The organism is Saccharopolyspora sp. 7B (genome assembly GCF_020177435.1).
GTDB classification, from domain to species: domain Bacteria; phylum Actinomycetota; class Actinomycetes; order Mycobacteriales; family Pseudonocardiaceae; genus Saccharopolyspora_C; species Saccharopolyspora_C gregorii.
Genome location: NZ_JAIUKC010000038.1, coordinates 22,548 through 38,605 on the forward strand (window position 1 = coordinate 22,548; position 16,058 = coordinate 38,605).

Sequence of the window (16,058 nt, forward strand, 5' to 3'; positions counted from 1 at the left end):
CCGCGCGGGGAGACCTAGATCACAGCTTCACCGGATGGCAGCAACGACCCCGGCGAGCCGTTGCGCGGTGGCGTCGGCGATCGCCTCGCTCGGCGCCTCCACCATCACCCGCACGAGCTGTTCGGTACCGGACGGGCGAAGCAGCACCCGGCCCTGCTCACCGAGTTCGGCCTCCGCGGCCGCGACGGCGTCGGACACGGAGGGAGCCGAGACGGCCTGCGCCTTGTCCACCACCCGCACGTTCACCAGCACCTGCGGCAACCGGCGCATCGCGGTCGCGAGCTCGGCCAGCGGCTCGCCGGTCGCGGCCATCCGGCCCATCAGCCGCAGCGCCGTGAGCAGCCCGTCACCGGTGGTGGCGTGCCCCGGGAGCACCACGTGCCCGGACTGCTCGCCGCCCAGCGAGAACCCGCCGGCGCGCAGCTCCTCCAGCACGTAGCGGTCGCCGACCTTGGTGGTGCGCAGCTTCACGCCGTGGTCGCGCATCGCCAGGTGCAGGCCCAGGTTGCTCATCACGGTCGCGACCAGCGTGTCGTCGGCGAGTTCGCCGGACTCCTTCATCGCCACCGCGAGCACCGCGAGGATCTGGTCGCCGTCCACGACCTGCCCGGCCGCGTCGACCGCGAGGCAGCGGTCCGCGTCGCCGTCGTGCGCGATACCCAGGTCGGCGCCGTGCTCCAGCACCGCGGCCCGCACGTTGTCCAGGTGGGTCGAGCCGACGCCGTCGTTGATGTTGATGCCGTCCGGGTCGGCGTGCAGCGCGATCACGTCCGCGCCCGCGCGCCGGTAGGCCTCGGGGGCCGCACCGGAGGCCGCGCCGTTCGCGCAGTCCACCACGACGCGGATGCCGTCCAGCCGCTGCGGCGTCGCCACCAGCAGGTGGTCCACGTAGCGCTGCACCGCGTCCGGCACGTCCCGCACCCGGCCCACGTGCTCGCCGGTGGGGCGCTGCACGTCCTCGTCGAGGCGCGCGGCGATCTCGTCCTCCACCGCGTCCGGCAGCTTGTGGCCGCCCGCGGCGAACAGCTTGATCCCGTTGTCCGGCATCGGGTTGTGCGAGGCGGAGATCATCACGCCGATGTCAGCGCCCAGCTCACCGACCAGGTAGGCGACCGCCGGCGTGGGCAGCACGCCGACCCGCAGCACGTCCATGCCCGCCGAGGTCAGCCCTGCGGTGACCGCCGCCTCCAGCATCTCGCCGCTGGCCCGCGGGTCGCGGCCGACCAGCGCCACCCGGCGCCGGGAGTCGTCGCGGTCGTAGAGCACGCGGGCCGACGCGGCCGCCACGGACAACGCCAGTTCCGGCGTGAGGTCCGAATTCGCAAGACCTCGCACCCCGTCGGTGCCGAACAGCCGGGACATGTGCAGCGAATCCTCCTGGATCGACGGCAGGGCCACTGTCAGGCCGAACCCGGCCCGGAAAAAGATCACGGGAGCAGCCCCGGCGTCGCGCGGACGCCACGGCTGCTCCCGTGAATCGTACGAAAGGTCAGCGCTTGCTGTACTGCGGAGCCTTGCGGGCCTTCTTGAGGCCGTACTTCTTGCGCTCCTTCTCCCGCGGGTCGCGGGTGAGCATGCCGGCCTTCTTCAGCGCCGGGCGGTCATCCGCCTCCAGCTCGACCAGCGCGCGCGCGATGGCCATGCGCAGCGCACCGGCCTGACCGGAGGGGCCACCGCCGTTGAGGTTCGCGTGCACGTCGAAGCCCTCGGCGCGCTCCACGAGAACCAGCGGTTCCTTCACGATCTGCTGGTGGACCTTGTTCGGGAAGTAGTCCTCGAGCGCCTTGCCGTTCAGCTTGAACCCACCGTTGCCGGAGGTCAGGCGCACGCGGACGATCGCCTCCTTGCGGCGGCCGACGGTCTGCACGGCGCGGCCGGACGGGATCGGCGCGAACTCCTGAGGCGCGTCCTCGACGTCCGCGTCGACCTCGGTGTTCTCGGCGAAGTGCTCGCCGATGTTCTCGACGACGTCCTCGCCGACGGTCTCGATAACCGGAGTCTCCTCCGGAGCAGGAGTGGTCACTGGCTGGTCCTCGGGTCCCTCGGTCACTTCTCGACCTTCGCGTTGATCTGGTACGGCTGCGGGTTCTGGGCCGCGTGGGGGTGCTCCGGGCCTGCGTAGACCTTGAGCTTCTTGCCCATGGCCCGGCCGAGCTTGTTCTTCGGCAGCATGCCCTTGATGGCCTTCTCGAGCACGCGCTCCGGGTGCTTCGAGTCCAGAACCTGCCCCAGGGACTGCTTGCGCAGACCGCCCGGGTAACCGCTGTGCCGGTAGTGGAACGCCTGCTCGCGCTTCTTGCCGGTCAGCGCCACCTTCTCAGCGTTGACGATGACGACGAAGTCGCCGGTGTCGATGTGCGGGGCGTAAGTCGGCTTGTGCTTGCCGCGCAGCAGCAGGGCGGCCTGGGTGGACAGCCGGCCGAGCACCACGTCCTCGGCGTCGATGACATGCCAGGCGCGGGTCACCTCGCCGGCCTTCGGGCTGTACGTGCGCACGGATCTACCTCGTCGTCGTTCGCGTCGGAATCTCGGTGCGGACCCCGTGTTCCTCCGGGGAGCCCATCGGAACCGTGCCGGGTCGGAATCCCCGATCTGGCCGGGGAACCGGCACGTCCTGGGTGTCACCAGAGACCTGTGGCCCGGTTCGGCCTCGGCTCTCGCCGGGCTTTCCGTTGGGCCGGTCACCGCTCCAACACCGCAGTCGCGCACCGCACAACAAACAATCAGGGTACTCGTTGGCGAAAAGACCCACCGATACGGGGTCCCCTTCGTCGGGGGAACGCCGTCGGCGTGCCGAGTCGCCGAGTGGATGCTACCGGGCGGCCCGGGAGCCCCGGGCACCCGCCCCGGAACACCGCCGACCCCGGGCCGCGAGGGGCGTCCGGGGTCGGCGATCGGCGCGGCGCGGAGAATCAGCCGCCGAAGCGACCGGCGTTCTTCGCCTCACCGGCCTGGTAGGACTCGTTCGCGGCGTTGACGGCCATGCCCATCTTCGCGGCGATCTCGATCATGTTCTGGGCGGCCTTGTCCCACTCGGACTGCGCGGCGCGGTACGCCTCCTGCGCCTGGCCTTCCCAAGTGCTGACCAGCGGCTTGAGCATGTTCTCCAGCTCGTCCAGCTCGGCCTGGATCTTGGTGGCGGCACCGCCCAGGTCGTCGGCGGCCTGGCTCAGCTGGCCGAAATCAACCCGAATTTCCATGGTGAAGTCCCCTCACGTGAAGTGGTCGGAAGAAGGTGGAGAAAGAACGTCGGAGGCGGGCTCAGCCGCCGAGCATGCCCTCGATCTTGGAGATCTCGGCCGCCTGCTCCTCTTCGTTCTGGGTGTACGCCTGCCCCGAGGACTGGATGTTCTCGCTGATCTCGCCCAGCTTCTGGTTGATGGTCTTGGCGTTCTCCTGGAACGCGTCCATCAGGCGGCGGAAGACGTCGGACGCCCCGCCCTTCCAGGAGGCCAGGACCGGCGCGATCTGCCCGTCCAGCGTGCTCACCGCGTTCTCGACGTTGCCCCGAACCTCTTCGACCTGACCCGCGGCCTTCGCCATCAGGTCCGCGTCGGTACCCATCCCGCTCATAGGTGAGCCCCCTTCATTCGTTGCTCGAAGATCGATGAACCTACGACGCAGACATTGCCACGTCCGGTTCCGCCCTGTCCCAGCTTTTTCCGGAAACGGTTGCGGCTGTGAACGCGGAAGGGCGAAATCGCTGGTCACGCGCGGATTAGCGATTGCGAAAGAATCCGCTCGTGCCGAGTTCTCGGCGGATCGCACGCGGAATTCGCGAAAGCGATTTGCACCCGTTACCGATTTCGCGGGCGACCGTCACCCGGTGACCGAGAGCGAGGAGACGACCTGCTCGCAGGCCCGCTCCACTTCGGACTTCCCGGCCGGGGTGTACCGGCAGCCCACGCTCACCTGGTACTGCCCGCGGTGCACCACGAACCACTCCGCGGTCGTGCCCGGCAGGTCCTCCCGGTAGTACACGACGTCCCGGCCCGCGAAGGTCGCCGAGGCGTCGAAACCGGAGAACCGCCCCCCATCGGCGTTGAACCGGTCGTACTCGGCGCGCAGGTCCGCGACCGCGCGGGCCCGCCCGGCCGCCACGTCGTAGCCGAGGTCGCCCTGCTGCACGACGATCAGGTCGTCCCCGTCGGACCGCGGCGCGACCACCGTCTGCCACAGCTGCGGATCACCGCCGGTCTGCCGCCAGCCCGCCGGGTAGTCGAAGCCGTACTCGTACTGCGCGACGTGCCGCGGTGGCGCCGCCGCCCGCCCGCCTGCGACCTGCGAGAGCAGCACCGCGACCACCACCGCGACGACCACGGCCGCCGCCGCGCCCGCGCCCCACACCCACGGCCGCACCCCGGTCCGCCGGGGCACCGGGGTGTGGAACACCGGCCGGGTCTGGTCGCCGGCGCCGATGACGATGGTGGAGGCGCGGCTGAGCGAATCGCCCGGCGGAGCGACGGCGGGCTGCTGCGCCCACTGCTGCCGCGGGACGCCCGCGTGCTGCGGGCGCGCGGCCGGTGCGCGTGCGCCGCGGTGCGCGCCCGCGGGCGCGAGCCCACCGGTGCGCTCCGGGTCCAGCCGCACCGCCCGCAGCGCACCGCGGGCCACCACCGTCTCCGGTTGGTCCAAGGTGGTCGGCAGCACCCCGGTGCGCTCGTGGATGAGCCGGGCCACCAGCGGGATCCGGCTGGAACCGCCGACCAGGAACACCCCGGCCAGCCGGTCCCGCGGCACCTGCCCCTCCTGCAAGGTCGCCGAGACCAGGTCGGCGGACTTCGCCAGCGGTGCCGCCACCAGACGCTCCAGGTCGGCGCGGGTGACGTGCGCGTCGGAGAACGGCGGTGGCATCGGCACGTCGGTGTAGGTGTGCCGGGACAGCGTCTCCTTCGCGCCGCGCACGTCCTGGCGCAGCACCCGGCGGCGCCGCCGGTCCGCCATGTCGCGGCCCTCGACGAGCTTGTGCCACGCGGCCGGGTCCATTCCGGACACGACGGAACCGATGTGCTCCAGCAGGGCCTGGTCGATGTCGGCGCCGCCGAAGTTCGGCTCGCCCTTCGTCGCCAGCACCCGGAACGCGCGGCCCTGCTTGCAGACGACGCTGGCGTCCACGGTGCCGCCGCCCAGGTCGAGCACGGCGAGCGCCCCGCCATCGGGCAGCCCGTGCCCGGCGGAGTGGAACACCGCGGCCGCGACGGGCTCCGGCACCAGCACGACTTCCTTCGCCAGCCCGGCCGCGGCCTGGCGCAGCACCCCGGCGCGGACCGAACCCCAGTCCGCGGGATGGGTGAGCACGAGCAGGTCCACGCCCGCGCCCGCGGCGAACCGGCGGGCCTCGCCGACGGCCCGCTGCAGCACCGCGCGCACCACGTCGCCGACGCGCAGCACGCTGCTGCCCAGCAGCAGCTCGCCCTCGTCGATGCGGCGCTTGGGGTGCGGTTCGAACCGGGACGGGTCGACGGCGGCCTGCCGCTCCGCCTCGTGGCCGACGAACAACGTGCCGTCGGCCGCGGCGAACACCGCGGAGGGCACCAGGGGTTGGCCGTCGACGACCACCACCTGCGGTTCACCGCCGCCGACGGACACCACGGTGCAAGTGCTCGAGGTGCCGAAGTCGACCGAGACGTGCAGGGACACCCACTACTCCTTCGCGCACCGCCGCGGGGTCGCGTCGGTGTCTTCGCCGGGCCGCCGGTGCGGCGGGACGAACCGGGCGCGAACCCGAATGCCCCCGAACGGTTCGCGCGAGTCGGGCTCCGATCCCGAATCCACCCCAGCACCCTAGAGGCCGAGGGTGCGCGCAGTTCAACAGTCTGCCCTCGATCGGGTGGCTTTCGCGGCAACCTCTTGACGCACCGTGTCCGAGGTTCCCGCGCGCCGCGGGCACCGGGTGCGGCGCGGGCCGGGCACGCCCCCGCCCCCGGCACGCGCCGCCCGGCCGGGATCAATCCGAGTACTTGATCTCGGCCAGGAAAGTTCGCCACTGATCACGCCGGAAGCACAGCACCGCGGACTGGTCCTTCGAATCGCGCACATCCACCCGCATCGCGATCGAACCGACTTCCACGCACGCCGATTGACTACCGCTGTAGCTCGATTTCCGCCAACGCCCCGTCCCCATGACCAGCGCCCTCCCCGCACTCGTACCTGCGCGCATAAGCCGCGACGAGTTCCAAGGAACGATCAGGGCTCAGCGCCGTCCGGCACAGACTAGATCGCGCGTGCAAAAAGGGCGTTACATCTTCCGGGTCGTCGAGGAATGCACCGCACCTGCGCTGTTCCAAATGGACCACCGGCCTGCTCCGGACGAACTCCAGCAGGAGGAACGGGCCGTCCAGTCCGGTGTGCGCGCCCGCGGCGAACGGCACCACGTGCAGGGAGATGTTCGGCTCCCGGCACACCGCGCACATCGCGTTCAGCTGCGCGGCCATCACCGCAGGCCCGCCGACCGCTCGGCACAGCGCGGCCTCGTCCAGCAGCACCACGTACCGGGTCGGTTCGGCGCGGTGCAGGATTCCCTGCCGGGCCAAGCGGGCCCCGATGAGCCGGTCGACCTGCTCGGCCGGAACACCGGTGGCGTTGAACAGCGCGCGGGCGTAGTCGGGGATCTGCAGCAGTCCGGGAACGAGGACTTCGGACGCCTCGGTGATGCACACCGCGCGTTTCTCCGCGTCGATGAGTTCGGTGAGCTGCGCGGGCAATCCGATGCCCGATTCCCACCACACCGGTTCATCGATGTCGTAGGCGAGGCGCAACAACCGGTCGCGGTTAGCACCGCGCACGTCCACGGCGTCCAGGAAGGCCCGCACGGAATTCGGGGCGAGGCGGCGGCGGGCCGTCTCCATTCGGCTCACCTTCGCTTCGGAGCAGCCGATCAGATCGCCGAGCTGGCGCAAGGTCAGTCCGGATTGCTCGCGAACGGCACGCAATTCCTTTCCCAGCGCGCGGGCTCGGGGGGTGTCTGACATGGCCCACACCATAAGCGCGAATACCGAGGAAGATCTTCGCTCGATCGTGTCATTCACCGAGAGCGACGGCGGGGCTCCCCCGCCACGAGGACGGGGGAGAGCCGCCAGCGGTCCGCACGGGACCCGCCGATCACTGCGGCTGCGAGTACGCCGTCTGGATCAGCTGCGGGCCGCCGCGCAACGAGCGGCTGACCAGCGTCCCGCGCCCCGGCGGCAGCTGCCGGGACTTGACGTTGCCGACGAGCTGCCCGTCGTCCTTGTTCGCGCTCATCGCGAGACCGGGCGCCGAGACCTCCCGCATCTTGCCGATGATCGGCTCGAACAGCGCACGGCTGGCGTTGCCCGAGTTCCGGGCGATCACCATGTGCAGCCCCACGTCGGAGGCCTGCGCGACGAACTCGGCCAGCGGTGCCAGCGGGTTGCTGCCCTGCGGCGAGATCAGCTCGTAGTCGTCGATCACGATGAACAGGTCCGCGCCCTTCCACCAGGAGCGGTCCCGCAGCTGCTCCTGGGTGACGTCCGGGCCGGGCAGCCGCTTCTTCAACGCGGCGGCGATGTCCCGCACGTTGTTCTTCAGCTGGTCCGCGGTGACCGTGTACTCCATGAGGTGCGAGTCCGGCACCACGCCCAGCATCGTGCGGCGCACGTCGACGAGCAGGATCAGCGCCTGCTCGCGGGTGTACCGGCTGGTGATGCCGTTGACGATGGTGCGCAGCAGCGCCGTCTTCCCGGACTCGCGCTCGCCGAACGCGTAGAAGTGCGGTTCGGCCTTGAAGTCCAGGTAGACCGGGTTGAGCCCGTCCTCGTTGATGCCGATCGGCACCAGGTGCGGACGCGGCTGCTGCTCCTTGGCGGGCAGCTGCTCGTACGGCAGCAGGTTCGGCAGCAGCCGGACCTGCGGCGCCGGACGGCCCTTCCACGAGCTGCGGACCCGGTTGACCAGGTCGGCGACGCCGTCGGCGAGGTCGTCGTTGTAGAGCTCCCACGACGGGCGCGGGTGCTTCTCGTTCGCCGCCTCGGCGCGCGCCGCCTCCGCGGGGATCCGGTCGCCGAGCTTCTCGCTGTCCACCCGGGGCAGTGCCGTCAGGTAGTGCAGCTGCGTGGCGTGCAGGCCGCGGCCCGGGCGGCCCAGCGGCACCGTCACCGCGACCTTGCGGTTGACCTCGGACTCGCCGGGGTCGCCGAGCCGGAGCTCCATGCGGGTGCCGAGGGCGTCCTTGAGCTGCGGCCGGATCGCGGCCCACCGGTTGGCGCCGATGAACACGTGGATGCCGAACGCGAGGCCCTGCTGCACCAGGTTGTTGATCTCCGGTTCGAGCGGCTCGAACTCGGACTCGGCGCGGAACGCCTCCCACCCGTCGACGATGAGGAACACGTCGCCGTACGGGTCGTCGGTGATCTCACCGCGGCGCTTGCGGTTGCGGAAGTCGGCCATCGAGTCGATGCCCGCCTCCTGGAACCGGCCTTCGCGCGCCGCCAGCAGCGACTTGACCTCGGCGATGGTGCGCCGCACCGTGTCCGGGTCGCGCCGGTTGCCGTACGCGCCGACGTGCGGCAGGTTCCGCAGCGCCGAGAGCGAACCACCACCGAGGTCGACGCAGTAGAACTGCACCTCCTGCGGGGTGTGCGTGAGCGCCATCGACGCGATCATCGTGCGCAGCAGGTTCGACTTGCCCGTCTGCGGACCGCCGACCACGGCGCCGTTGCCCTCGGCACCGTTGGCGAAGCGCAGCACGAGCGGGTCCTGCCGCTGGTGGTAGGGCACGTCGATGAGCCCGATCGGCACCTCCAGCTTGCCGCTGCCCGGGTGGCCGACGGCGGTGTAGCCGCGGTCGTCGGTCGCCTGCAGCGGCGGCAGCAGGCCGTCCAGCGTGGGCGGGGCGTCCAGCGGCGGCAGCCACACCATGTGCGCCGGCGGCCACTGGCCCTCGACCTTGCTGATGACCAGCTGGAAGTCGGTCGGCGCCAGGTCGTCCTTCTTCTTCGGCTCCTCCTCGACCACCGGTGCCTCCGGCTCCGGGGGCTTCTCCACGAAGTCCGGGATGAAGAACCGGGGCCGCTTCTCCCCCGTCACCGGCGAGGCCGCCCGGCCGATCGGGCGGCGCCCGCTGGTCTGGTGGTCGTGCCCGGAGACGTAGGCCGCGCGGAACCGCTCCATGCCGTTGGGGTGCTTCAGGTACCCGTGCCCACCGTTGGAGGGCAGGTCCGCCGCGTCCGGGATGCCGATGGCGGCGCGGGATTCGGAGGCGTTGAACGTCTTCAGGCCGATCCGGTAGGACAGGTGCGAGTCCAGGCCGCGCAGCTTGCCCTCCTCCAGGCGCTGCGAGGCGAGCAGCAGGTGGACCTGCAGCGACCGGCCCAGCCGGCCGATCATGGTGAACAGGTCGGCGAACTCCGGCTTCTGCTGCAGCAGCTCGCCGAACTCGTCGATGACCACGAACAGCGCGGGCAGCGGGTCCTTGGCGTTGTCGTGCCCGGCCTCGTAGAGCTTCCGGTAGTCCCAGACGTTCTTCGCGCCCGCCTTGTCCAGCACCTCCTGCCTGCGGTTCATCTCGCCTTCGAGCGCGGCCTGCATGCGGTCGACCAGGGTGCTGTCGTCACCGAGGTTCGAAATGCTCGCGGAGACGTGCGGGGCGTTGTCGAAGCCCTTGAACGTCGCACCGCCCTTGAAGTCGACGAGCACGAAGTTCAGCGCCGCCGAGGAGTGCGTGGCCAGCAGGCCCAGCACGATGGTGCGCAGGAACTCGGACTTGCCGGAACCGGTCGCACCGATGCACAGGCCGTGCGGGCCCATGCCGCCGGAGGCGGTCTCCTTGATGTCCAGGTGCACGATCTCGCCCTGCTCACCGGGGCCGATCGCGACGCGGTACATGTCGTCCCGCGGACGTGGGCGCCAGGCCTCGTTGAGGTCGAAGGTGACCGGGTCGCCCGCGAGGCCGAGCTGCTCGATGTAGTTGAGCTGCGTGGTGAGCGGTTCGAAGCCGCCGCTGTCCTCCACGGCCGCCGGGCCGGAGGCGATGCGGTACCGCGCCATCTGGCGGGCCAGCGAGGTGGCCTCCTCCATGGTCAGCGCGTCCGGTTCGCCGAACCACTCCACGCTGTTCTGGCCGCGGGCGCCGATGCGGTCCGGCTCGACGACGATGCGCATGCCGCGGCGCTGCGTCATCGGACCGAGCACATCGGACAGGTCGATGATCGTGACCCCGGCGAGCCCGCCTTCGACGATCAGCTGCTCCTCGCGGCTGATCTCGGCGTCGTCGAGCACGATCACGATGTGCGGCTGGCCTTCCGGCGGGGCCGCGTTGCGCTGGAACCGGGGGCGTTCGTCGAGCTGCTCAGCGAGCATCTCCTCGATGCCCCACAGCGAACCGGACATCAGCCGCATCGGGCCGATGCCGTCGGTCTCGGTGGGGTGCTGCGCGTGCGGCAGCCACTTCACCCAGTCCCACTCGGTGCGCGACCGGCCGCTGGAGGCGATCGCGATGATCACGTCGTTCGGCGAGTGGAAGGTCGCCAGCTGGGCCAGCATCGCTCGCGCGAGCCCGCGGGTGAGCACCCGGTCGCCTTGCAGCCCGACCGCGGCGAAACCGCGCAGCGAGGTCGCGATCGGCAGCTGGGCCACCAGCGAGTGGGCGCGCACGAAGCGGCGCAGCGCCAACGTGGTGATCGGCTCCAGCTCGTCGACCGGCCCGGTCTGCGGCGGCACCAGCCGCGTCTCCAGCCGCTGCGAGCCGCGGCCGACGCGGACCTGGCAGAAGTCGTTGTCGTTCGGCCTGCGCTCCCACATCCGACGGGTGCCGTTCGCCAGCGACCACAGCGTCTGCGGGTCCGGGTGGACCCATTCCCGGGCGAGGCGCTGCTCGTCCGCGGCCTCGCGGGCGCGATCCCGCATCTGACCGAGGTACCGCAGGTAGTCCTTGCGGTCCTCGTTCATCTCGGCCTTCTTCTGACCGCCGTCCTTGCCGCCGCCCGCCATCATCCCGAAAGTCGAGACGAGCATCATCATCGGCATCATCATCATCATCGGGTTGTCCTTGGCCCGCTGAAGCATGAAGACCATCATCCCGAGGGATGCGACGATCATGACGCCTGGCAGCACCTTCTGAACGATGTTGCCGGGGATCACCCGCGGGATCTCGGGTGGCGGTTCGAGGTGCACCTCCCCGCCAGGCGGCCTCGGAGCGGCCATGCGCGGCAATCGCTTGAACTGCAGCGTGCTCACCGGAGGCAGCAACCTTTCCTGTCGTAGCAATGTGGAGCGGCGGGCTCACGTCACGACGCCCCTACTGCCGCGAGCGGCATTCTGTACCGTCCACGACACCGACGTCAGCAGGGTCCAGGCGGTTCCGGTCCGTCCGTGACCAACCGGTTGCGAACCCGTTGGCACGAGTTCGACCAAACCCTTCACCCCTGCGAGGTCGGTGCGGCCATACTAGGGGCGCTCTTCGGCCGGGCGGGCCGCTTTCGGCGAGAAAAGCCGCACCGGGCCGGATCGAACGCAGAAGGACCCAAGTGCAAGGACCTAGGAAGTAGGGGGCCTCAGTGGCGACCGGGACCACGGTGTTCAGCCGCGTGACAGTGGTGGCGCCGAATACTCGCATCGACTTGGCGCTGCCCGCCGACGTCGCGGTGGCGGATCTGCTGCCGATGCTGCTGGACATGGCCCGCGAGGGCAGCACGGACGGTGGCTCGCGGCACGGTGGCTGGTGCCTGGCGAAGCTGGGTGAAGAACCGCTGGAGAACAGCCAGACGCTGTCCTCGCTCGGCGTCGTCGACGGCGAACTGCTGCAGCTGCGCCGCCGCTCGGACGACCCGCCGCCCCCGCTCTACGACGACGTGGTGGACGCGCTCGCCGAGGCGGAACCGGGCAGCTACCGGCCGTGGACGAAGGAGACCGCCGCCAAGATCGGGCACGCCGCGGGCGTGCTCGGGTTCGTCGCCGCCGCCGCCGCGTTAGGACTGTCCGGACAGGCCGGTGGGGTCCTCTTCCACGCGATCACCGCGATCATCGCGCTCGTGGTCGCCGTGTTCGCCACCGGCATCGGCTCCGTCGTCACCCGCGCCTACGGCGCCGCCACCACCGGCACCGTGATCGCCGGGGCGGGCGCGCTGCCGATGGCGTTCGTCGCCGGGCTCAACGCGGTCCCCGGCAACGACCCCACCCCGAAGCTGCTGCTGGCCAGCGCGCTGGTGCTCATCTTCGCGTCGATCTCGCTGATGGTGATCGGCACCGGCATCGTCACGTTCATCGCCGCCGCGACCGTCTCCACGTTCGCGGTGCTCGCCTTCATCGCCGCCCTGCTGCTGCCGAGCGGGGCGAGCGCCGCCGGTGTCGCCGCCGGGGCCGGCGCCATCGGGCTCGCCGGGATCTCGCTGCTGCCGCGGCTGACGATCCAGCTGGCGAAGCTGCCGCTGCCGCACGTGCCGGGCAACGCCGACGACCTCAAGGAGGACGAGGGCTTCCCGGACTACCTGATGATCGAGCGCCGCACCGGCCTCGCCCACCAGTACATGACCGGGCTGATCATCGGCTGCGGGCTCACCGCCGCGCTCGGTGCGATCCTCGCGATCACGCTGGCCAACGGCGGCGTCTTCGGCGCCCTGTTCGCGATCGTGGTCGCCGCGGTGCTGCTGCTGCGCGGCCGCAACTACGCCAACGGCAGCCAGGCGGTGGCGCTGCTGATCAGCGGGCTGCTCGCCTCGGTCGGCGTGGCCGCCGGGCTGCTCGTGCAGACCGCGGTGGCGCCGATGGCCGTCGCCTGGGTGTTCCCGCCACTGCTGCTGCTGAGCGTGGGCGCGCTGGTGTTCGGCGTGGTGTTCCCGAACCGCCGGTTCTCGCCGGTGCAGCGGCGCATGGTGGACATCCTGGAGGCGGTGCTGATCGCGCTGGTGCTGCCGCTCGCGCTGGGCGTCATGGACCTGTACATGACGATCCGCGACCTCAACCTGAACTTCTTCTGAGGACCGCCGAGATGGGTTTCAACTCGCGGAACGGCGCGCTGCGGCGCGGCATGGCGCTGGTGGCCGTGCTGGGCATCACCGCGCTCGGCCCGGTGCAGCCCGCACTGGCGGACGAGACCGAGTTCCAGCCACCGCCGCTCGTCCCGGACGCGCCGCCGACCGGGCCGCTGTCCCCGTCGGGCAACTACGAGCCCACCCAGGGCTGCATGCAGGCGAACAGCAGCGGCGCCTCCGTCGTGGAGAAGCCGTGGAGCCAGCTCACGCTCGGGTTCGAACGCGCGCACTCCGAGGGGCTCACCGGGCAGGGCGCGACCGTCGCGGTCATCGACACGGGCGTCAACGAGCACCCGCGGCTGAAGCTGACCGGCGGCGGGGGCAGCGCGGTGCCGGACGGCGGCGCGAACCGCGACTGCGACGGCCACGGCACGGTGGTGGCCGGGATCATCGCGGCGGCGCCCTCCCCGGACACCGGGTTCGTCGGGGTCGCCCCGGACTCGCAGATCATGTCGATCCGGCAGTCATCCGCGCTGTTCCAGGACAAGCAGCAGAACAAGACGATCGGTGACACCCGCACGATGGCGCAGGCCGTGCAGTACGCCACGGACCAGGGCGCCAGCGTCATCAACATCTCGCAGTCGTCCTGCCAGACGATGGCCGCGGCGATGGCCGATGGCGGCGGGCACAACAACCGGCTGCACAACGCGGTGAAGAACGCCTACGACAAGGGCGTCGTCGTGGTCGCCGCGGCGGGCAACACCCAGGACAGCTGCCAGAAGAACCCGCCCGGCAACCCGGTCACCGCGGTGCTGCCCGCCTGGTTCGACGAGTACGTGCTGACGGTGGCGTCGGTCGGGCAGCAGGGCCAGGCCTCCGAGTTCACCGTTCCCGGCCCGTGGGTGGACGTCGCGGCACCGGGCGAGGACCTCACGGCGCTCGACCCGGGCAGCGGGGGGACCGGCGTGGTCAACCAGCTCGCGACCGGGCCGCAGGGCGAGCCGGGTCCGATCCAGGGCACCAGCTTCGCCGCCCCGTACGTCTCCGGGCTGGCGGTGCTGATCAAGCAGAAGTTCCCGGAGCTCACCGCGAAGCAGGTGATGGACCGGATCGAGCAGACCTCGCTGAGCCCCGGCGGGCCGAACGGGCGCAACGACATCCTCGGGCACGGCATGATCGACCCGATGGCGGCGCTGAGCGACGTGGTGCCCGCCGAGCACGGCGCGCAGCCCGCCCCGGCGAAGCCGGCGCGGCTCGGCGCGGACGTCATCCCGCAGCCGGACTGGGCGGCGATGACCGTCGCGTTCGGCGGGGCGCTCGGCGGCATCGGGGCGGTGCTGTTCACCGCGTTCCTGATCAACGCGGTGCGCACGGTCCGCGCGCGCCGCGCGGGCGGCGACGACGACTGATCGCGGCGTTCGACGACGAAGGCCCGGTGGCGTCCACTTCGGACTCCACCGGGCCTCGTCCTGTCAGGCCACGGTCATTCCGGGCGCTTCTTCCTCGTGTCGCCGAGCACCGGGTCGGCGGCGGGCGGCGGGGTGCCGAACAGCTCGGCCGGGTCGGCCTTCGGCCGCGGCCGCTTCTGCGAGCGACGTCCCGTCCCGCCACCCGCACCGGCCAGGCCCGCCATCCCGGCGAGCGGCATCATGCCGCCGACCATCCCGCCACCGAGCACGGCACCGGTGGTGGCCGCGGAGGTGCCCTCGTCAGACTGCTCGGCGTCGCCCGACTGCTCGGCGTTCCCGGCCTGGGCCGGGCTGGTCGTGGCGGGGGTGGCCGTGGCAGGGGCCGCTCCGGCTCGCGGTTCCCCCGCAGCCGCGAGCTCTGTCCACAACGGATTCCGTGGCCCGTCCGCGGTGACGGCCGGCACCGGCGGCAGCACGTCCCGCTGGGCGGCGCAGAACCGGTGCAACCGGGCGAGTACCTCGCGCACCGACTCGGCCAGGCCCGCCGCCGGGCGCCGGACCCGCATCAGGTGCTCGCGGGCAGCGGGCAGGTCCGGCCCCGGTTCGCGCAAGGCCGCGTACACCTGGGCCGCGACCTCGGCGACGAGCAGCCCCATCTCCCCGGCCAGTTCGCGCAGCGCACCGGCCGCCGCGTCGAGTTCCGCGGCCAGCGCGTCCGCCACCTCGGCGAGCGCCGCTCCGCTCGCGCCGATCCGGCGCAGCGCGGCGGCGAACGCGTCGGCGTCCGCGCCGTCCCAGCTCGCCTCGACCCCGCTCACCTGGTCGGCGGCCGAGGAGGTGCCTTCGCGCAGGGCTTCCGCCGCGGCGCGCCAGAACTCGGCGGCGGGCGGCAGCGCCCGCCACTCCCCTCCCGCGACGGCGAACTCCGGGCCGAACGGGTCGGGCACCTCCAGCACCTCGACGGACTGGTGCAGGAAGTCCAGCTGCACCGGCAGCTCGGCCCGGTCGGCGGCGAACGCGGCGGGCTCGGTTCCCGGTGCGGGCGCGGCGGATTCCGGTGCGACGGCCCCGGACCCGGGCGCTAGCGGCTCGATTCCCGTTGCGGGCGAACGGGATCCGGGTGCGACCGGATCGGCCCCCGGTGCGACCGCCGCCGTTCCGACGTCGGCCGCGGGCGCGGAACTCCGCTCCGCCTCCGCCGCGCTGGCCGCGCGCACCGCGCGCAGGTCGTTCGACTGCAACATCCCGCCCGGTTCCCCCATCACGCCTCACCTTCCCGGCCGAAACCGGCGGCGTGCTCGGCGTCCCCGGTCGCGTGCCGCTCGACGACCGCGGTGAGCTCGTCCCCCGCGTCGGCGACGGCGTGGCCGAGACCGAAGATCCGCTCCCGCAGCGCCCCGGCCAGCCCGTCGTAGGACTCGGCGGCCACCTCGCCCCACTCCCCGAAATCGGCGCCACCGGGCGCGTCCCCCAGTCCGCGCCCCACTTCGCGCACGAGCTCCCGGGCGGCGCGCAGCGCGGCCGCGCGCGCCACCAGCTCGTCGGTCTCGATCCGGATCCCCGCCATCCGGCACCTCCCGGTAGTCGACGACACCGGCCACCCCAGCGGGCCGGCGGGCGCGCCCGCGCTCGGGCACGAGCGCACCGTCCCTGGGACGTGCTCACCGGCACCGCGGTTCCCGTCCGCTGGGCGGGAAACGCGAGCGGGGCGCCCGACCGGAAA

At 71.8% G+C, this 16,058-nt stretch carries 13 protein-coding genes; 2 read left to right on the forward strand and 11 right to left on the reverse strand.

Annotated features, from left to right (window positions below):
- Positions 1 to 27 precede the first annotated feature (27 nt).
- The 9 genes from glmM to eccCa all read right to left on the reverse strand — a co-directional run bounded on the left by glmM (position 28) and on the right by eccCa (position 11,193).
- Entirely contained in the window at positions 28 to 1,362 is a 1,335-nt protein-coding gene (gene glmM, locus LCD33_RS07945; RefSeq protein WP_224967413.1) for a phosphoglucosamine mutase, read from the reverse strand.
- A gap of 127 nt (positions 1,363 to 1,489) precedes the next feature.
- Positions 1,490 to 1,885 (reverse strand): 30S ribosomal protein S9, encoded by a 396-nt coding sequence (gene rpsI, locus LCD33_RS07950; protein ID WP_308011247.1) that lies wholly within the window; start codon positions 1,883 to 1,885, stop codon positions 1,490 to 1,492.
- 161 nt (positions 1,886 to 2,046) lie between these two features.
- Positions 2,047 to 2,496, reverse strand: coding sequence for a 50S ribosomal protein L13 (gene rplM / locus LCD33_RS07955; RefSeq protein ID WP_224956873.1), 450 nt, complete (start codon positions 2,494 to 2,496; stop codon positions 2,047 to 2,049).
- Between the two features lie 416 nt (positions 2,497 to 2,912).
- Entirely contained in the window at positions 2,913 to 3,200 is a 288-nt protein-coding gene (locus LCD33_RS07960) for a WXG100 family type VII secretion target (RefSeq protein ID WP_224956872.1), read from the reverse strand.
- A 61-nt stretch (positions 3,201 to 3,261) separates the two neighbouring features.
- Complete coding sequence (locus LCD33_RS07965; protein ID WP_224956871.1) at positions 3,262 to 3,573, reverse strand: WXG100 family type VII secretion target; 312 nt, start codon at positions 3,571 to 3,573, stop codon at positions 3,262 to 3,264.
- Between the two features lie 246 nt (positions 3,574 to 3,819).
- Complete coding sequence (locus LCD33_RS07970) at positions 3,820 to 5,640, reverse strand: type VII secretion-associated protein (RefSeq protein ID WP_224967398.1); 1,821 nt, start codon at positions 5,638 to 5,640, stop codon at positions 3,820 to 3,822.
- A 307-nt stretch (positions 5,641 to 5,947) separates the two neighbouring features.
- Complete coding sequence (locus LCD33_RS07975) at positions 5,948 to 6,070, reverse strand: DUF397 domain-containing protein (RefSeq protein WP_308011244.1); 123 nt, start codon at positions 6,068 to 6,070, stop codon at positions 5,948 to 5,950.
- A gap of 13 nt (positions 6,071 to 6,083) precedes the next feature.
- Positions 6,084 to 6,983: a helix-turn-helix transcriptional regulator gene (locus tag LCD33_RS07980; RefSeq protein WP_308011245.1), complete on the reverse strand. Its 900-nt coding sequence runs from the start codon at positions 6,981 to 6,983 to the stop codon at positions 6,084 to 6,086.
- A 118-nt stretch (positions 6,984 to 7,101) separates the two neighbouring features.
- Complete coding sequence (gene eccCa / locus LCD33_RS07985) at positions 7,102 to 11,193, reverse strand: type VII secretion protein EccCa (RefSeq protein ID WP_224977666.1); 4,092 nt, start codon at positions 11,191 to 11,193, stop codon at positions 7,102 to 7,104.
- Positions 11,194 to 11,513: 320 nt separating this feature from the next.
- Between eccCa and eccD the strand changes: the two genes are divergently transcribed.
- Positions 11,514 to 12,932 carry a type VII secretion integral membrane protein EccD gene (gene eccD / locus LCD33_RS07990; RefSeq protein WP_224956860.1) on the forward strand — a complete coding sequence of 473 codons (1,419 nt, stop codon included), beginning with the start codon at positions 11,514 to 11,516 and terminating at the stop codon, positions 12,930 to 12,932.
- Between the two features lie 11 nt (positions 12,933 to 12,943).
- A complete protein-coding gene (mycP, locus tag LCD33_RS07995; protein ID WP_224956858.1) occupies positions 12,944 to 14,335 on the forward strand; it encodes a type VII secretion-associated serine protease mycosin in 1,392 nt (463 codons plus the stop codon).
- A gap of 74 nt (positions 14,336 to 14,409) precedes the next feature.
- Here mycP and LCD33_RS08000 read toward each other — a convergent pair whose 3' ends face one another.
- Together LCD33_RS08000 and LCD33_RS08005 are read right to left on the reverse strand one after the other, a co-directional pair.
- Positions 14,410 to 15,597, reverse strand: a complete 1,188-nt coding sequence (locus LCD33_RS08000; protein WP_224977668.1) for a hypothetical protein — start codon at positions 15,595 to 15,597, stop codon at positions 14,410 to 14,412.
- Positions 15,597 to 15,902 carry a hypothetical protein gene (locus tag LCD33_RS08005; RefSeq protein ID WP_224977669.1) on the reverse strand — a complete coding sequence of 102 codons (306 nt, stop codon included), beginning with the start codon at positions 15,900 to 15,902 and terminating at the stop codon, positions 15,597 to 15,599. Before LCD33_RS08005 ends, LCD33_RS08000 begins: the two co-directional genes overlap by 1 nt.
- Between the last annotated feature and the right edge of the window lie 156 nt (positions 15,903 to 16,058).